Annotated in this window: 13 protein-coding genes; 7 read left to right on the top strand and 6 right to left on the bottom strand. The window is 74.5% G+C overall.

Features of this window, described 5'->3' with window-relative positions:
* Nucleotides 1–3: 3 nt before the first annotated feature.
* The 3 genes from glyA to EBO36_RS11975 are packed head-to-tail and all read left to right on the top strand — an operon-like array spanning nt 4 to nt 3,031.
* Nucleotides 4–1,305: a serine hydroxymethyltransferase gene (glyA, locus tag EBO36_RS11985; protein ID WP_122824823.1), complete on the top strand. Its 1,302-nt coding sequence runs from the start codon at nt 4–6 to the stop codon at nt 1,303–1,305.
* Nucleotides 1,302–2,189: a bifunctional methylenetetrahydrofolate dehydrogenase/methenyltetrahydrofolate cyclohydrolase gene (locus EBO36_RS11980; RefSeq protein WP_122824822.1), complete on the top strand. Its 888-nt coding sequence runs from the start codon at nt 1,302–1,304 to the stop codon at nt 2,187–2,189. The genes glyA and EBO36_RS11980 overlap by 4 nt, the downstream gene beginning before the upstream one ends.
* Nucleotides 2,186–3,031, top strand: a complete 846-nt coding sequence (locus tag EBO36_RS11975) for an exodeoxyribonuclease III (RefSeq protein ID WP_122824821.1) — start codon at nt 2,186–2,188, stop codon at nt 3,029–3,031. Before EBO36_RS11980 ends, EBO36_RS11975 begins: the two co-directional genes overlap by 4 nt.
* 18 nt (nt 3,032–3,049) lie before the next feature.
* Here EBO36_RS11975 and galK read toward each other — a convergent pair whose 3' ends face one another.
* From galK to EBO36_RS11960, 3 genes are read right to left on the bottom strand one after another with little or no spacing between them, the layout of a single operon-like run.
* Nucleotides 3,050–4,270 (bottom strand): galactokinase, encoded by a 1,221-nt coding sequence (gene galK, locus EBO36_RS11970; protein WP_222928720.1) that lies wholly within the window; start codon nt 4,268–4,270, stop codon nt 3,050–3,052.
* The gene (gene galT / locus EBO36_RS11965) at nt 4,267–5,469 is read right to left on the bottom strand and encodes a galactose-1-phosphate uridylyltransferase (RefSeq protein ID WP_122824819.1); all 1,203 of its coding nucleotides are present in this window, start codon (nt 5,467–5,469) and stop codon (nt 4,267–4,269) included. The genes galK and galT overlap by 4 nt, the downstream gene beginning before the upstream one ends.
* Nucleotides 5,466–6,308, bottom strand: a complete 843-nt coding sequence (locus EBO36_RS11960) for a DeoR/GlpR family DNA-binding transcription regulator (RefSeq protein ID WP_122825648.1) — start codon at nt 6,306–6,308, stop codon at nt 5,466–5,468. Before EBO36_RS11960 ends, galT begins: the two co-directional genes overlap by 4 nt.
* 133 nt (nt 6,309–6,441) lie before the next feature.
* Between EBO36_RS11960 and EBO36_RS11955 the strand changes: the two genes are divergently transcribed.
* On the top strand, nt 6,442–7,752 hold the full coding sequence (locus tag EBO36_RS11955; RefSeq protein WP_164471461.1) for a YihY/virulence factor BrkB family protein: 1,311 nt from the start codon (nt 6,442–6,444) through the stop codon (nt 7,750–7,752).
* 23 nt (nt 7,753–7,775) lie between these two features.
* On the opposite strand, the gene EBO36_RS11950 is transcribed toward EBO36_RS11955, so the two are convergent.
* From EBO36_RS11950 to EBO36_RS11940, 3 genes are read right to left on the bottom strand one after another with little or no spacing between them, the layout of a single operon-like run.
* Entirely contained in the window at nt 7,776–8,519 is a 744-nt protein-coding gene (locus EBO36_RS11950) for a succinate dehydrogenase/fumarate reductase iron-sulfur subunit (RefSeq protein ID WP_122824817.1), read from the bottom strand.
* Nucleotides 8,516–10,486, bottom strand: coding sequence for a fumarate reductase/succinate dehydrogenase flavoprotein subunit (locus EBO36_RS11945; RefSeq protein WP_122824816.1), 1,971 nt, complete (start codon nt 10,484–10,486; stop codon nt 8,516–8,518). The genes EBO36_RS11950 and EBO36_RS11945 overlap by 4 nt, the downstream gene beginning before the upstream one ends.
* A 12-nt stretch (nt 10,487–10,498) precedes the next feature.
* Nucleotides 10,499–11,194, bottom strand: coding sequence for a succinate dehydrogenase cytochrome b subunit (locus EBO36_RS11940; RefSeq protein WP_277602180.1), 696 nt, complete (start codon nt 11,192–11,194; stop codon nt 10,499–10,501).
* A 125-nt stretch (nt 11,195–11,319) separates the two neighbouring features.
* Between EBO36_RS11940 and EBO36_RS11935 the strand changes: the two genes are divergently transcribed.
* The 3 genes from EBO36_RS11935 (at nt 11,320) to EBO36_RS11925 (ending at nt 15,097) form a co-directional block, all read left to right on the top strand.
* Nucleotides 11,320–12,426, top strand: coding sequence for a mannose-1-phosphate guanylyltransferase (locus EBO36_RS11935; protein ID WP_122824815.1), 1,107 nt, complete (start codon nt 11,320–11,322; stop codon nt 12,424–12,426).
* Nucleotides 12,427–12,486: 60 nt separating this feature from the next.
* The gene (locus EBO36_RS11930; RefSeq protein ID WP_122824814.1) at nt 12,487–13,713 is read left to right on the top strand and encodes an amidohydrolase; all 1,227 of its coding nucleotides are present in this window, start codon (nt 12,487–12,489) and stop codon (nt 13,711–13,713) included.
* Nucleotides 13,714–13,963: 250 nt separating this feature from the next.
* Nucleotides 13,964–15,097 (top strand): BMP family lipoprotein, encoded by a 1,134-nt coding sequence (locus EBO36_RS11925; protein WP_122824813.1) that lies wholly within the window; start codon nt 13,964–13,966, stop codon nt 15,095–15,097.
* The last annotated feature ends 31 nt before the right edge of the window (nt 15,098–15,128 follow it).

Below are 15,128 nucleotides of genomic sequence, written 5' to 3'. Positions count from 1 at the left end.
ACGATGAGCCAGAACCCCACGAGCACCATCCCGGTGGCCGACCAGCCACTGGCCGAGCTGGACCCCGAGATTGCCGCCGTCCTCGAGGGCGAGCTGACCCGCCAGCGGGACACGCTGGAGATGATCGCGAGCGAGAACTTCGTCCCGCGCGCGGTCCTCCAGGCCCAGGGCTCGGTCCTGACGAACAAGTACGCCGAGGGTTACCCCGGCCGGCGCTACTACGGCGGGTGCGAGCAGGTGGACATCGCCGAGTCGCTGGCGATCGAGCGCGCCAAGACGCTCTTCGGCGCCGCCTACGCGAACGTCCAGCCGCACTCGGGCGCGACCGCCAACGCCGCGGTGCTCCACGCGCTCGCCACGCCCGGCGACCGGATCCTCGGGCTCTCGCTGCCGCACGGCGGGCACCTCACCCACGGCATGAAGATCAACTTCTCCGGCAAGCTCTACGACGTCGCCGCCTACGGCGTGGACGAGGCGAGCCACCGGATCGAGATGGAGCAGGTCCGCGAGCAGGCCCTCGCCACCCGACCGAAGGTCATCATCGCCGGCTGGTCGGCCTACCCCCGGCACCTCGACTTCGCCGCGTTCCGGGCGATCGCCGACGAGGTCGGCGCGTACCTGTGGACGGACATGGCGCACTTCGCGGGACTCGTCGCCGCGGGCCTGCACCCGACGCCGGTGCCGTACTCCGACGTCGTCTCCACGACCGTCCACAAGACCCTGGGTGGCCCGCGCTCCGGCCTGCTGCTCAGCCGCGACGCGGAGGCGTTCGGCAAGAAGCTCGACTCCGCCGTCTTCCCCGGCCAGCAGGGCGGGCCGCTCATGCACGTCATCGCCGCCAAGGCCGTCGCGCTCAAGGTGGCCGCGGGGGAGGAGTTCGCCGACCGGCAGCGCCGCACCCTCGAGGGCGCCCGGATCATCGCCGAGCGCCTGCTCTCCCCGGCCGTCGCCGAGGCCGGCGTCTCCGTCGTCACCGGCGGCACCGACGTCCACCTCGTCCTCGTCGACCTGCGCCGCTCGCCGCTCGACGGCCAGCAGGCCGAGGACCTCCTCCACGCCGCCGGCATCACCGTCAACCGCAACGCGGTGCCCTTCGACCCGCGCCCGCCGCGGGTCACCTCGGGCCTGCGGATCGGCACGCCGGCGCTCGCCACCCGCGGGTTCGGGGCGGCGGAGTTCACCGAGGTCGCCGACATCATCGCCACCGCCCTCACCGAGGGCCACGCCGCCGACGTCGAGGCGCTGCGCCGCCGCGTCGCGACGCTCACCGAGGCGTTCCCGCTCTACACCGGGCTCGTCCAGTGACGGCGCAGGTCCTCGACGGCAAGGCCACCGCGGCGGCCATCAAGGCCGAGCTCACCACCCGGGTGGCGGCGCTGCGGGCCCGGGGCGTGGTCCCCGGGCTCGGCACCGTGCTCGTGGGGGACGACCCTGGCTCGCGCAGCTACGTCGCCGGCAAGCACCGCGACTGCGCCCAGGTGGGCATCGCGTCCCTGCGTGAGGACTTGCCGGCCACCGCCACCCAGGCCGAGGTCGAGGCCGCCGTCGCGCGGCTCAACGCGGACCCCGCCTGCACGGGGTACATCGTCCAGCTGCCCCTGCCGGCGGGGGTGGACACCAACCGGGTGCTCGAGCTCATCGACCCCGACAAGGACGCCGACGGGCTGCACCCGACCAACCTCGGGCGCCTCGTGCTGCGGGTCAAGGAGCCGGTGACCAGCCCCCTGCCCTGCACGCCGCGCGCCGTCATCGAGCTCGTCGAGCGGCACGGGATCGACCTGGCCGGTGCCCACGTCGTCGTCGTCGGCCGGGGCACGACCGTGGGCCGGACCATCGGGCTCCTGCTCACCCGCAAGGACGTCAACGCCACCGTCACCCTCACGCACACCGGCACGCGGGACCTGGCGGCGCACGTGCGCGCCGGGGACGTCGTCGTCGCGGCCGCCGGGCAGGCGGGGATCATCACCGCGGACATGGTCCGGCCGGGCGCCGTCGTCCTCGACGTCGGCGTCTCCCGGGTGTCCGACCCCGAGACGGGCGAGGCCCGCCTGCGGGGGGACGTCGCGCCCGAGGTGGCCGACGTCGCCGGGTGGCTCTCGCCCAACCCCGGCGGCGTGGGGCCGATGACCCGCGCGATGCTCCTGGCCAACGTCGTCGAGTCGGCCGAGCGGGCGGCCGACGCGTCGTGAGCGAGACCCCCGGCCGGCGGCTCACCGTCGCCAGCGTCAACGTCAACGGCATCCGCGCCGCCTTCACCCGGGGCATGGACGCGTGGCTCGCCACCCGCCGCCCGGACGTCCTGCTCCTCCAGGAGGTCCGGGCCTCGGACGAGATTCTCACCGGCCTGCTGGGGCCGGGATGGCACGTGGTCCACGCCGAGTGCGCGGTCAAGGGGCGCTCCGGCGTCGCGGTGGCCTCCCGCGTCCCGGCCTCCGGCGTGCGCGTCGGGCTGGGCAACGGCAGCCCCGAGGCGGCCGTCGACACGGGCCGGTGGGTGGAGATGGACCTCGCGGTCCCCGGCGGCGAGCGCCCGCTCACGCTCGTCTCCGTCTACATCCACTCCGGTACCGCGACGAACCCCGAGAAGATGGCGGCGAAGTACGCCCACCTCGACGCCGTCTCGGCCCGGATGACCACGCTCGCCGCGCAGGCCGAGGCGGGCGAGCGCGACGTCGTCGTGGGCGGGGACCTCAACGTCGTCCACCGCGCGCTCGACCTCAAGAACTGGAAGGGCAACCACAACAAGACCTCGGGCGTGCTCGACACCGAGATCGCCTACCTCGACCGCTGGTTCGACGACCTCGGGTGGGTCGACGTGGGGCGGCGCCTCGCGGGCGACGTCCCGGGGCCCTACACGTGGTGGTCCTGGCGGGGCAAGGCGTTCGACAACGACGCCGGCTGGCGCATCGACTACCAGCTCGCCACGGCCGGCCTCGCGGCCCGGGCCGTCGAGGCCGTGGTCGACCGCGCGCCCTCCTACGCGGAGCGCTTCTCCGACCACGCCCCGTTCGTCGTCACCTACGAGGTCTGACGCACCGCCCCTGACCCGTCAGGCGAGGCGTGACGCCGGTGCCGACGGGACGGCGAGGAGGAAGGCCGGCTCGGTGAAGCCGCGCTCGGCGAAGGCCGCCCGGACCGCCTCGGCCACGGCCGGGGCGGTGCCGGCGTCGACGAGCGCGATGGCCGAGCCCCCGAACCCTCCGCCGGTCATCCGGGCCCCGTGCGCCCCGGCGGCGCGGGCCGCCTCCACGGCGACGTCGAGCTCGGGCGCGGACACCTCGTAGTCGTCGCGCAGCGAGGTGTGCGAGGCGTCGACGAGCGCCGCGGCGGCCCGCAGCAGGTCCCCGCGCAGCTCCCCCGAGCGGAGGGTGGCGACGAACTCCTCCACGCGGGCGATCTCCGTGACGACGTGGCGCACGCGGCGGCGCTGCTCCGCGTCGTCGAGGGCGGCCAGCGCGGCGTCGAGGTCGGTGACCTCGCGCAGCGTCCCCACGCCCAGCCGGCGCGCGGCGTCCTCGCAGGAGGTGCGGCGGGCGGCGTACTGGCCGTCGGCGAGCTGGTGCTCGGCGCGGGTGTCGATGACGAGGAGCTCGAGGCCCACGGCGGCGAGGTCGAAGGGGACCTGCTCGGTGGCGCCGTCCCGGCAGTCGAGGAGGAGGGCCTGCCCCGGCGCGCAGCGCAGCGCCGCGGCCTGGTCCATGCCCCCGGTGGGGGCCCCGGCCACCTCGTTCTCGGCCCGCACGCAGGCCGCCGCCAGCCGGGCGCGCCCGGCGTCGTCGGCCGCCAGGCCCGCGGCGGCGACGTCGTCGAGGGCGACGGCGACGGCGCACTCCAGCGCCGCCGAGGAGGACAGCCCGGCGCCGTAGGGCACGCACGAGTCGACGGCGACGTCGAACCCGCCGCCGTCGAGGAGGCCCTCGCGCTCGAGCGCCCACGCGACGCCGACGACGTACGCCGGCCAGCCCTCGACGGCGTCGGGCGTGCCGGCCGGGCCGACGTCGGCCAGGCGGAGCTCGCGCAGGCCGTCCTCCTGGGCGGAGACGAGCCGGACGAGCCCGTCCGTGCGGGCGCGCAGGGCGACGACGGTGCGGTGCGGCAGGGCGATCGGCAGGCAGAGCCCGCCGTTGTAGTCGGTGTGCTCACCGATGAGGTTGACCCGGCCGGGGGCCGCCCAGACGCCGTCGGGCTCGCCGTCGAAGGTGGCGGTGAAGAGGGCGCGGGCCCGGGCGACGGCGGCCTGGTCGTCCCACGCGGGCAGCAGCTCGCTCACGCCATGACCTCCGCGAACCGGTCGGCGATCTTCTCCGGCGTCGTGTCGGAGACCCAGGCGCCCATCCCCGACTCCGAGCCGGCGAGGTACTTGAGCTTGCCCGGCGCCCGGAGCACGGAGAAGAGCTGGAGGTGCAGGCGCAGGTCGTCGCGGCCCTCGCGCACCGGCGCCTGGTGCCAGGCGGCGATGTAGGGCAGCGGCACGGCGGCGCCGTCGGCGACGAAGAACCGGTCACCGGCGGCGAGCAGCCGGAGGTAGATCTCGGCGAGGTCGTCGCGCTCGGCGCCGGTGAGGGCCGGGAGGTCCGGCACGTCGCGGCGCGGGGCGAGGTGCACCTCGACGGGCCAGCGGGCCGCCGCGGGCACGTAGGCCACCCAGTGCTCGGACTCGGCGACGACCCGGCGCCCGGAGCGCAGCTCGGCGTCGAGGACGTCGCGCAGCAGGTTGCGGCCGGTGCGCTCGCGGTGGGCGCGCGCCTGCCGGAGCATCGTCGCGGTGCGTGGGGTGACGTAGGGGTAGGCGTAGATCTGCCCGTGCGGGTGGTGCAGGGTGACGCCGATCTCCTTGCCCCGGTTCTCGAAGCAGAAGACCTGCTCGACGCCCTCGAGCGCGCCGAGCGCGGTCGTGCGGTCCGCCCACGCCTCGATGACCGTGCGCATCCGGCGCGGCCCGACGGTCGCGAGCGAGGAGGACGGGTCGGGGGAGAAGCAGATGACCTCGCAGCGCCCGACGGCGGGGCGGGTGGGCCACAGCTCCTCGCCGTCGAGGGGGGTGACGGTGTCCTCCTGGCCCGGCAGCCGCATGAGCGAGGGGAACCGGTTCTCGAAGACGACGACGTCGTAGTCCTCGGCGGGGATCTCCCCGTCCGAGTACGCCGCGCCCGGCTTGGCGGGGGCGAGCGGGTTCGCGTCCGCGGGGGGCAGGAAGGTGCGGTTCATCCGGTGGGAGGCCATGGGGACCCACTCCCCGGTGAGGACGTCGTAGCGCATCTCCGGGCCGGTGACGGGGCGCGGGGTGCCGTCGGGGCCCGGGACCGGCGCGAACCGCTCCGGGAGCGGGCGCGGGTCGTCGAGGCGCCGGGTCGCGGCGCCGGAGACGTAGGGCTCGGAGTCGTCGAAGTAGAAGAGCTCCCGCCCGTCGGCGAGTCGCGTCGCGGTCTTGCGTACCCGAATGTCCTGCCGGGACCGGTCGTGGGTCACTGCGCCACCTCCAGGGTGAAGTCGTGGGTGTCGGCCGCCGCGCGCGTCGCGTCGTCGGGCTCGGCGTCGGTGACGAGCGCCGCGAGGTCCTCCACCCGGCAGAAGGTGCGCAGGCCGCGCACCCCCCACTTGGTCGAGTCCAGCACGGCGACGGCGGACCGGCCCGTCCGCAGGAGGGCCGCGTTGGTCTCGGCCTCCTGGAGGTTGGGGGTCATGAGGCCGATGGTGGGGTCGAAGCCGTGCGCCCCGAGGAAGACCCACTCGACGCGGATGTCGCGCAGGTAGTCCACGGTCGCCGGGCCGACGAGGGCGTCGGAGCGGGTCCGCTCGCCGCCGGTGAGGACGACCGTGGGCGCGGAGCGGCCGGCCTCGCGGGCCTGCTCGACGCCGGCGTGGAGCACGTCGGCCGCGGGCAGGGAGTTGGTGATGACGGTGAGGCTGCCGAAGTGCGGCAGCCGGGTGAGGGCCCGGGCGACGGCGAGCGTCGTCGTCCCGGCGGACAGCGCGAGGGAGTCGCCCTCGTGGACGCGCGCGGCGGCGTACGCCCCGATGCGGGCCTTCTCCCCCTGGTGCTGCGTCGACTTGGTGGCGAAGCGCGGTTCCTGCGCCGAGCGGGTGGGGCTCACCGCCCCGCCGTGGACCCGCGCGACGAGGCCGCGCCGGACGAGGCTGGTGATGTCCCGGCGGACCGTCATCTCGGACACCCCGAGCTGGTCGACCATGTCCGCCACGCGCACCCCGCCGTGCTGGCTCACCGTGGCGAGGATGTGGTTCTGCCGCTGCCGGGCGAGGAGTGGGGGACCGTCGTGGCCGGCGGCCGCGGGGGCGTCGGGAGTCATGGGGAGCATTGTGCCATTGATCTCCCAGAACCGAACAGGACCTAACAGTGGCGCTTCGGCGCGACCTCCGGCGCCCGGCCCGGCCGCCGGCGCGGCGGCCGACGCGCGGCGGGCGTCGTTAGGCTCCGACACCATGGCGACAGCGATCCCGCGCGACGGGGCAGGCGAGAGGGCGGCCGGGGCTGGCACCGGCCTCGCGGCGCGGGTGCGCGCCGGGGCGGAGGCCGTCCAGCACAGCCGGGTGGGCCGGGCCGTGGCCCGTTACTTCAATGGTCGTGGCGGCCTGCTCGCGGGCGGGGTGACCTACTCGGCGCTGTTCTCCATCTCCGCGGCGCTCACCATCGGCTACACCGCGTTCGTCACCGTGCTCGGCGACGACGCCACGCTGCGGCGCAGCGTCCTCGACGCGCTCAACGACGCGCTGCCGGGGGTGGTGAGCGTCGGCGGCCGCCGGGGGCTCATCGACCCCGACAGCCTCATCCTCTCCACCGCCCTCGGCCCGGCGAGCATCGCCGCCGCCGCGGTCCTCGTGTGGACCGCGATCTCGATGATGAACGCGCTGCGGCGGTCCATCCAGACGATGTTCGGCATCGTCAGCCCCCTGGAGAACATGGTCCGCTCGCGCCTGCGCGACCTCGGCGCGTTCGTCCTGCTCGCGCTCGCGGTCCTCGTCACGGCAGTGCTGGGCATCGGGGCGGGCGCCGCCGGCGGGTGGGTCGTCGACCTCCTCGGTATCCAGGGCACCCTCGCCGCCGTCCTGCTACGGGTGGCGGGCATCGGCGTGGTGCTCGTCGTCGACTGCTCGGTGTTCGTCATGCTCTTCCGGGTGCTCGCCGGCGTCCGCGCCCCGCGGCGGGACCTCCTCGTCGGCGCCCTGGTGGGCGGCGTCGCGGCGAGCGCCCTGCGCCAGCTCGGCACGTCGGTGGTGGTGGGCCGGGCCGACGACCCGATCCTCGCGTCGTTCGCGGCGCTCGCCACCCTGCTGCTGTGGGTCAACCTGCTGGCCCGCATCACCCTGTTCATCGCGGCATGGACGGCCAACCCCCCGGCACCGCCGCGGCCCAAGGACCCCGAGGCCACCCACTTCGGCGAGCGGCCCAACTACGTCACGGTCTCCGTGCCGGCCACCCTCGAGTGGGACTACGACGCCACCACGGGCACGGTGCAGCCCTCCGCGGACGACCGTGACGCCGTCGCCGAGGAGGACCTGCGCCGGGCGGGCCCGGCGGGGGAGGCGGTGCTCGAGGCCCGGACCGAGCGGCAGGCCGCACGCGACCGGGAGCGCGAGCTCGCCGCGCGCGCCCACGAGCTCGAGGTCCGGTTCGCCCGGGAGCAGGCGCCACCGGCCGGCGCGCCCGCCGGGCCGGGCGGCACGCTCACCTCAGCGGTGCGCGGGCTGCCCGGGCGGGCCCGCCGGTGGTGGAACGCGTGGCGGGCCCGGTAGCGCGAACTGCCGCCGGTAGGCGGTCAGTGCCCCCGGCCGAGCGCGTGGCGCAGGTCGAAGTTCAGCTGGGAGATGGTGTCCAGCGGGATGCCCACCGGGCACACCGCGGTGCACTCGCCGATGTTCGTGCAGCCGCCGAACCCCTCGACGTCGTGCTGGTGGAGCATGTTGACGACGCGGTCGTCGCGCTCGGGCTGGCCCTGGGGGAGGGAGCCGAGGTGGGTGACCTTGGCGGCGGTGAAGAGCATCGCCGAGCCGTTGGGGCACGCTGCGACGCACGCGCCGCAGCTGATGCAGGCCGCCGCCTCGAAGGCGCGGTCGGCGTCCGCCTTGGGCACGGGCATGGCGTGCGCGTCGGGGGCCGCGCCGGTGTTGGCGCTGATGTAGCCGCCGGCGGCGATGATGCGGTCGAAGGCCCCGCGGTTGACGACGAGGTCCTTGATGACGGGGAAGGGGTCCGCGCGCCACGGCTCGACGGTGATGGTGTCGCCGTCGGAGAACGAGCGCATGTGCAGCTGGCACGTCGTCGTCATCTCGGGGCCGTGGGCGACGCCGTCGATCATCACGCCGCACATGCCGCAGATGCCCTCACGGCAGTCGTGGTCGAACGCGACCGGCTCCTCCCCGGCGGCGATGAGGCTCTCGTTGAGGACGTCGAGCATCTCGAGGAACGACATGTCCTCGGAGACGTCGTCGAGGCGGTAGTCGACCATCCGACCCGGCGTCGCGGCGTTCTTCTGACGCCAGACCTTGAGGGTGATTCTCACTTGTAGCTCCGCTGCTTCATCTCGACGTGCTCGTACACGAGGTTCTCCTTGTGCAGGACCGGCGGGGCGCCGACCATCCCGCCCCACTCCCACGCGGCGACGTAGGCGAACTCGTCGTCGTGCCGCAGGGCCTCACCGTCCTCGGTCTGGCTCTCGGCGCGGAAGTGGCCGCCGCAGGACTCGCGGCGGTGCAGCGCGTCGATGCACATGAGCTCGGCCAGCTCGAAGAAGTCGGCGACGCGGCCGGCCTTCTCCAGGGACTGGTTGAGCTCCTCCGCCTCGCCGAGCACCCGGACGTCCGTCCAGAACTGGTCGCGCAGCGCCCGGATCTTCTCGACGGCGGTGCGCAGCCCCTCCTCGGTGCGCTCCATGCCGCAGTACTCCCACATGATCTGGCCGAGCTCCTTGTGGAAGGAGTCGACCGAGCGGGAGCCCTGCAGCCCGAGGAACGTCTGGACGCGGGACTGGACGTTCGCGGCGGCCTCGGCGACGGCGGGGTGGTCCTCGCCCACCGTCGCGAACGGGCCGTCGGCGAGGTAGTCGTTGATGGTGTTGGGCAGGACGAAGTACCCGTCGGCGAGTCCCTGCATGAGGGCGGAGGCCCCCAGGCGGTTCGCGCCGTGGTCGGAGAAGTTCGCCTCGCCGGTGACGAAGAGGCCGGGGATCGTCGACTGCAGGTCGTAGTCGACCCACAGCCCGCCCATCGTGTAGTGGACGGCCGGGTAGATCCGCATGGGGACCTCGTAGGGGTTCTCCCCGGTGATCCGCTGGTACATGTCGAAGAGGTTGCCGTACTTCGAGCGGACGGCCTCCAGGCCCAGCCGCTTGATGGCGTCGGCGAAGTCGAGGTAGACGCCGCGGCGCACGCCCTCGACCTCGGGGCCCACCCCGCGGCCCTCGTCGCAGACGTTCTTCGCCGCGCGGGAGGCGATGTCCCGGGGCACGAGGTTGCCGAACGCCGGGTAGATGCGCTCGAGGTAGTAGTCGCGCTCGGCCTCGGGGATCTCCCGCGGGTGGCGGGTGTCGCCGCCGGCCTTGGGCACCCAGATGCGACCGTCGTTGCGCAGCGACTCGCTCATGAGGGTGAGCTTGGACTGGTGCGCGCCGGAGACGGGGATGCACGTGGGGTGGATCTGCGTGAAGCAGGGGTTGCCGAACAGGGCGCCCTTGCGGTGCGCGCGCCAGATCGCCGTGGTGTTCGAGCCCATGGCGTTGGTGGAGAGGAAGAAGACGTTGCCGTACCCGCCGGTGGCGAGGACGACGGCGTCGGCGAGGTGGGTCTCGATCTCGCCGGTGACCATGTCCCGGACGATGACGCCGCGGGCCCGGCCGTCGACCACGACGAGCTCGAGCATCTCGTGGCGGGTGAACATCTCCACCGTCCCGGCGGCCACCTGGCGCTCGAGGGCCTGGTACGCGCCGATGAGGAGCTGCTGGCCGGTCTGGCCGCGCGCGTAGAAGGTGCGGGAGACCTGGACGCCGCCGAAGGACCGGTTGTCGAGGAGGCCGCCGTACTCGCGCGCGAACGGGACGCCCTGCGCGACGCACTGGTCGATGATGTTGGCGCTGACCTCGGCGAGGCGGTAGACGTTCGACTCCCGGGCGCGGAAGTCGCCGCCCTTGACCGTGTCGTAGAAGAGCCGGTACGTCGAGTCGTTGTCGTTGCGGTAGTTCTTCGCCGCGTTGATCCCGCCCTGGGCGGCGATGGAGTGCGCCCGGCGGGGGGAGTCCTGGTAGCAGAACGACTTCACCCGGTACCCCGCCTCGCCGAGCGTGGCGCCCGCGGAGGCGCCGGCGAGGCCGGTGCCGACGATGATGACGCTGAGCTTGCGGCGGTTCGCGGGGTTGACGAGCCGCGCGTCGAACCGGCGCTTGGACCACCGGGACTCGATCGGTCCGGCGGGGGCCTTGGTGTCCCGGACGGGCGCACCCTCGCGGTAGAGGCCGGCGACGAGCTGTTCAGTCATAGGGGTGAGGTCCTAGTCGATGAGGCCGAAGAACACCGCGAACGGCGGGGCGAGGAAGCCGACGACGGTGATGAGCGCGACGGTCACGGCCGCCAGGCGCAGCGCGGGCTCGCGGCGGCGGTTGGACAGGCCGAGCGTCTGGGTCGCGCTCCAGATCCCGTGCCGCAGGTGCATCCCGAGGGCGACCATGGCGACGACGTAGAGCAGGAGCAGCCACCACACCTCGAACGCCGCGACCATCCGGCCGTACGGGTTGTCCGCGGGGCCGCCCACCTGCACGGTCAGCGTCGTGAACTGGAGGATGTGGAAGACGATGAAGGCGAGCAGGGCCAGGCCGCCCCAGCGCATGGTGCGCGAGGAGAGCGAGGAGCCCACCGACTTCTTCTTCACGTAGCGCGTGCCGCGGGCGCGGCCGGCGCGGCGCCACAGGATGACCGTCGCGGCGACGTGGAGCACGAGGCTGACGATGAGGCCGACGCGCATGATCCACAGGAAGCCCCCGTAGGGCAGGATCGGGTCGCCCAGCTCGCGCAGGTGCTCCGCGTAGCTGTTGAACGCCTCCTGGCCGGAGAACATCTTGAGGTTGCCGTACATGTGCGCCAGGACGAAGGCGACGAACAGGAGCCCGGTGACGGCCATGACGATCTTGAGCGCGACGGTCGTGCGGCGACCGGCGAGCGGCACTGCCCGGGTGGAGGTGATGGACACGACCTCATCGTAACCACCCGGGGGGCGGCGGCGATCACAGGCGCGGGGCGCGCGGGCAGGACCTCCGGCCCGCCGCCGGAGTCGCGCGCGGCCCGGGCGCGCGGGCGCGCCCTAGGGTCGTCCCCATGACGGACGCGACCGAGATCCCCGGCTTCCACGCCATCGTCCCGGCCGGGGGCGCGGGCACCCGGCTGTGGCCGTTGTCACGGCGGGACCACCCCAAGTTCCTCCTCGACCTCACCGGCACCGGGCGCACGCTCCTGCAGAGCACGTGGGACCGGCTGGTCCCGCTCGCCGGCCCCCGCGGCGTCGTGGTCGTCACCGGGACCGCCCACGAGCGCGCGGTCCGCGACCAGCTGCCCGGCCTCGGTGAGGACGCCCTGCTCGCCGAGCCGTCGGGGCGTGAGTCGATGGCGGCCATCGGGCTCGCCGCCGCCCTCCTGCGCGAGCGGCACGGCGACGTCGTCGTCGGCTCCTTCGCCGCGGACCACGTGGTCCGTGACCGGGCGGCCTTCGAGACGGCCGTCCGCGAGGCCGAGGAGGCGGCCCGGGCGGGCTACGTCGCCACCCTGGGCATCGCGCCCGACCACCCCTCGACGGCGTTCGGCTACATCCGCTCGGGGGAGCCGCTCGGCCTCCCGGGGGCGCCGTCGGTCCGGCACGTCCTCGGCTTCACCGAGAAGCCCGACGCCGCCACGGCCGCCGCCTACCTCGCCACCGGGGCCTACCGCTGGAACGCCGGCATGTTCGTCGTGCGCGCCGAGGTGCTCCTCGGCCACCTCGAGCGCCTGCAGCCCACGCTCCACGAGGGCCTCGTCGCCCTGGCCCGCGCCTGGGACACCCCCGAGCGGGCGGAGGTCCTCGAGCGGACCTGGCCGCGGCTCACCCGCATCGCCATCGACCACGCCGTCGCGGAGCCGGTCGCCGCCGAGGGCGGGGTCGCCGTCGTGCCCGCGGACCTCGGGTGGGACGACGTCGGCGACTGGCGCTCGCTCGCCGGCCTCCTGCCGCCCGGCGCGGACGGCGCCCGGGTGCTCGGGGACGCCGCGGACGCGCTGGTCCGCGCGGCCGACGGCGCCCTCGTCGTGCCCGCCGCCGGGCGCCTCGTCGCGGTGCTCGGGCTGCCCGACGTCGTCGTCGTCGACACCCCCGACGCCGTCCTCGTCACCACCCGCGAACGGGCCCAGGAGCTCAAGGCGGTCGTCGACGCCGTCCCCGACCGGCTCCGCTGACCGGCCCGGCCCGCGCTGCCCGCGACGCGCGGCCAGGGCCCGGGCGCTAGGGTCGCTCGGGTGACCTCCCCGCCGCCCGCCGCCCGCGTGGTCGAGCTCGCCACCGAGCTCGACGCCGAGCTCCGCGAGATCCGCCGAGCGATCCACGCCAACCCCGAGCTCGCGCGCATGGAGCACGAGACCACCGCGCTCCTCCTCGATCGGCTGCGCCGCGCCGGCCTCGACCCGCGCCCCCTCCAGGGCACCGGCCTCGTGTGCGACATCGGAGACGACCCGCGCGAGCAGGGGCGCCGTCGGGTCGCCCTGCGCGGCGACCTCGACGCCCTCCCCGTGCCCGAGACCACGGGCCTGCCCTACGCCTCGCGGCGCTCCGGCGTCTCCCACGCGTGCGGGCACGACCTGCACGCCACCGCGGTGCTCGGGGCCGGCCTCGTCCTCGCGCGCCTCGCCGAGGAGGGCCAGCTCCCCGTGGGCGTGCGGCTCATCTTCCAGCCGGCCGAGGAGGTCCAGCCCGGTGGTGCCCGCGACGTCCTCGAGCAGGGGGCGATGGACGGCGTGGGGGAGATCTACGCCGTGCACGCGGCACCGAAGATCGACTGCGGGCTCGTGGGCTCCCGGATCGGGCCCATCACCGCGGCGTCGGACAACGTCACCGTCCGGGTGAGCGCCGCGGGCGGGCACACCTCGCGCCCCCACCTCACCGGCGACGTCGTCTACGCCCTCGGGCACGTCATCACCCAGCTGCCGGCCGTGCTCGGCCGCCGCCTCGACCCGCGCGCCGGCGCCAACCTCACCTGGGGGGCCGTCCACGCCGGGCAGGCGTTCAACACCATCCCCACCTCCGGCTCGGTCACCGGCACCCTGCGGTGCCTCGACGAGCAGACCTGGGAGCGCGCGGGCGCCCTCGTCGAGGAGGTCGTCGGCGACCTGCTCGCCCCGTTCGACGTCGCCGTCGAGCTGGTCCACGTGCGGGGGATGCCGCCGGTCGTCAACGACGAGCGGAGCGTCCACGTCATCGAGGCGGCGACGCGGGAGGTCGTGGCCGAGGACGCCGTCGTCCTCACCGAGCAGTCGCTCGGCGGCGAGGACTTCGCCTGGTACCTCACCCATGTCCCGGGGGCCATGGTGCGGCTCGGCACGCGCATCCCCGGGGGACCGGCCTACGACATCCACCGCGGCGACCTCCTCATCGACGAGCGCGCCATCGGCGTGGGCGTGCGGGTCCTCGCCCGCACCGCGCAGCTCGCCGGGCTGCGGCCGTCGAGCCCGCACGCGCCGGTGGCCTGAGCCGCCGCGCGCCGGTGGCCTGAGCCCCCCGCAGGCCCCGTGGCCGGACGGTCCGGCGCCGCGGTGACGGCGTGCGCCGGCCCGTGTGCATCGGTTGCGTAACGACCGCCGCAGCGCGGTGCGCAGTGTCCTGCGCCACTGTCGGGCCGGGCTAGGCTCGGGGCCGACTCAGCCGATCCGGGACCGGCTGGCACCGGCGAGATCGCCGGGGCCCGCCAGCGGCCCCCCGGCACGATGACCAGGAGAACGCGTGAAGAAGAGCATCTACGCGAGCGCGCTCGCGGCCACCGCCGCGCTGACGCTGGCGGCCTGCGGAGCTGCCCCCGAGGACGAGGCGACGGAGCCGGCCGGGACCGGCACGGGCGGCGGCGCGGCCGCCGAGGAGGTCGACTACCAGGCCTGCCTCATCTCCGACGCCGGCGGGTGGGACGACCAGTCGTTCAACCAGTCCGCGATGGAGGGACTGGAGCGCGCCGTCGAGGAGCTCGGCATCCAGGCGCAGGACGCCGAGTCGCAGTCCGACGCGGACTTCGGCCCCAACGTCGAGGCGATGGTCCAGCAGGGCTGCGACCTCACCATCGGTGTCGGCTTCCTCCTCGAGGACCCGATCCAGGGCGCGGCGGAGGGGAACACCGAGCTCAGCTTCGGCCTCGTCGACGCGACGTTCTCCGACCCGGGCGCCACCGAGGACGACGCGCCGACCCCGGTCGAGCTCGAGAACGCCAAGCCGATCATCTTCAACACCGCCGAGGCGTCCTACCTGGCCGGCTACGCCGCCGCCGGGATGACGCAGACCGGCACCGTCGCCACCTTCGGCGGGCTGCCCATCCCCTCGGTGAAGATCTTCATGGACGGCTACGTCGACGGCGTCGCCAAGTACAACGAGGACAACGGCACGGACGTCCAGGTGCTCGGCTGGGACAAGGAGACCCAGGAGGGTGCCTTCTCCGGCGGGTTCGAGGACCAGGCGCAGGGCCAGGCCCTCACCGAGCAGTTCATCGCCCAGGGCGCGGACATCATCATGCCCGTCGCCGGCCCCGTGGGCCTCGGCGCGGCGGCGGCGGCCGAGGCCGCCGGTGACGTCTGGATCATCGGCGTCGACTCCGACTGGTACAACTCCACCGACTACGGCTCCATCGTCCTCACCTCCGTGGTGAAGGAGATCGGCGCCGGCGTCTTCGAGACGATCCAGCAGGGCATCGACGGCGACTTCTCGGGCGAGCCCTACGTCGGTGACCTGGAGAACGGCGGCGTGAGCCTCGCGGAGTTCCACGACTTCGCCGACGAGGTCCCGGCCGAGCTCACGGAGGCCCTCGAGGCGCTCCAGGAGCAGATCATCTCCGGGGAGATCGTCGTCGAGACGGACAACGCCCCCGTCTCCTGATCGCTCTGGTCGCGGGGCGCCGGTCCGCCGG

It is taken from the genome of Georgenia faecalis (assembly GCF_003710105.1).
GTDB classification, from domain to species: Bacteria; Actinomycetota; Actinomycetes; order Actinomycetales; family Actinomycetaceae; genus Georgenia_A; species Georgenia_A faecalis.
This window is presented reverse-complemented; position numbering and strand designations above follow the sequence as displayed.

Excerpts from the sequence above, each read along its gene's own strand:
- EBO36_RS11955 (WP_164471461.1), top strand. The coding sequence starts at position 6,442 with ATGGCGACAGCGATCCCGCGCGACGGGGCAGGCGAGAGGGCGGCCGGG.
- EBO36_RS11935 (WP_122824815.1), top strand. The coding sequence starts at position 11,320 with ATGACGGACGCGACCGAGATCCCCGGCTTCCACGCCATCGTCCCGGCC.
- glyA (WP_122824823.1), top strand. The coding sequence starts at position 4 with ATGAGCCAGAACCCCACGAGCACCATCCCGGTGGCCGACCAGCCACTG.
- EBO36_RS11945 (WP_122824816.1), bottom strand. The coding sequence starts at position 10,486 with ATGACTGAACAGCTCGTCGCCGGCCTCTACCGCGAGGGTGCGCCCGTC.
- EBO36_RS11960 (WP_122825648.1), bottom strand. The coding sequence starts at position 6,308 with ATGACTCCCGACGCCCCCGCGGCCGCCGGCCACGACGGTCCCCCACTC.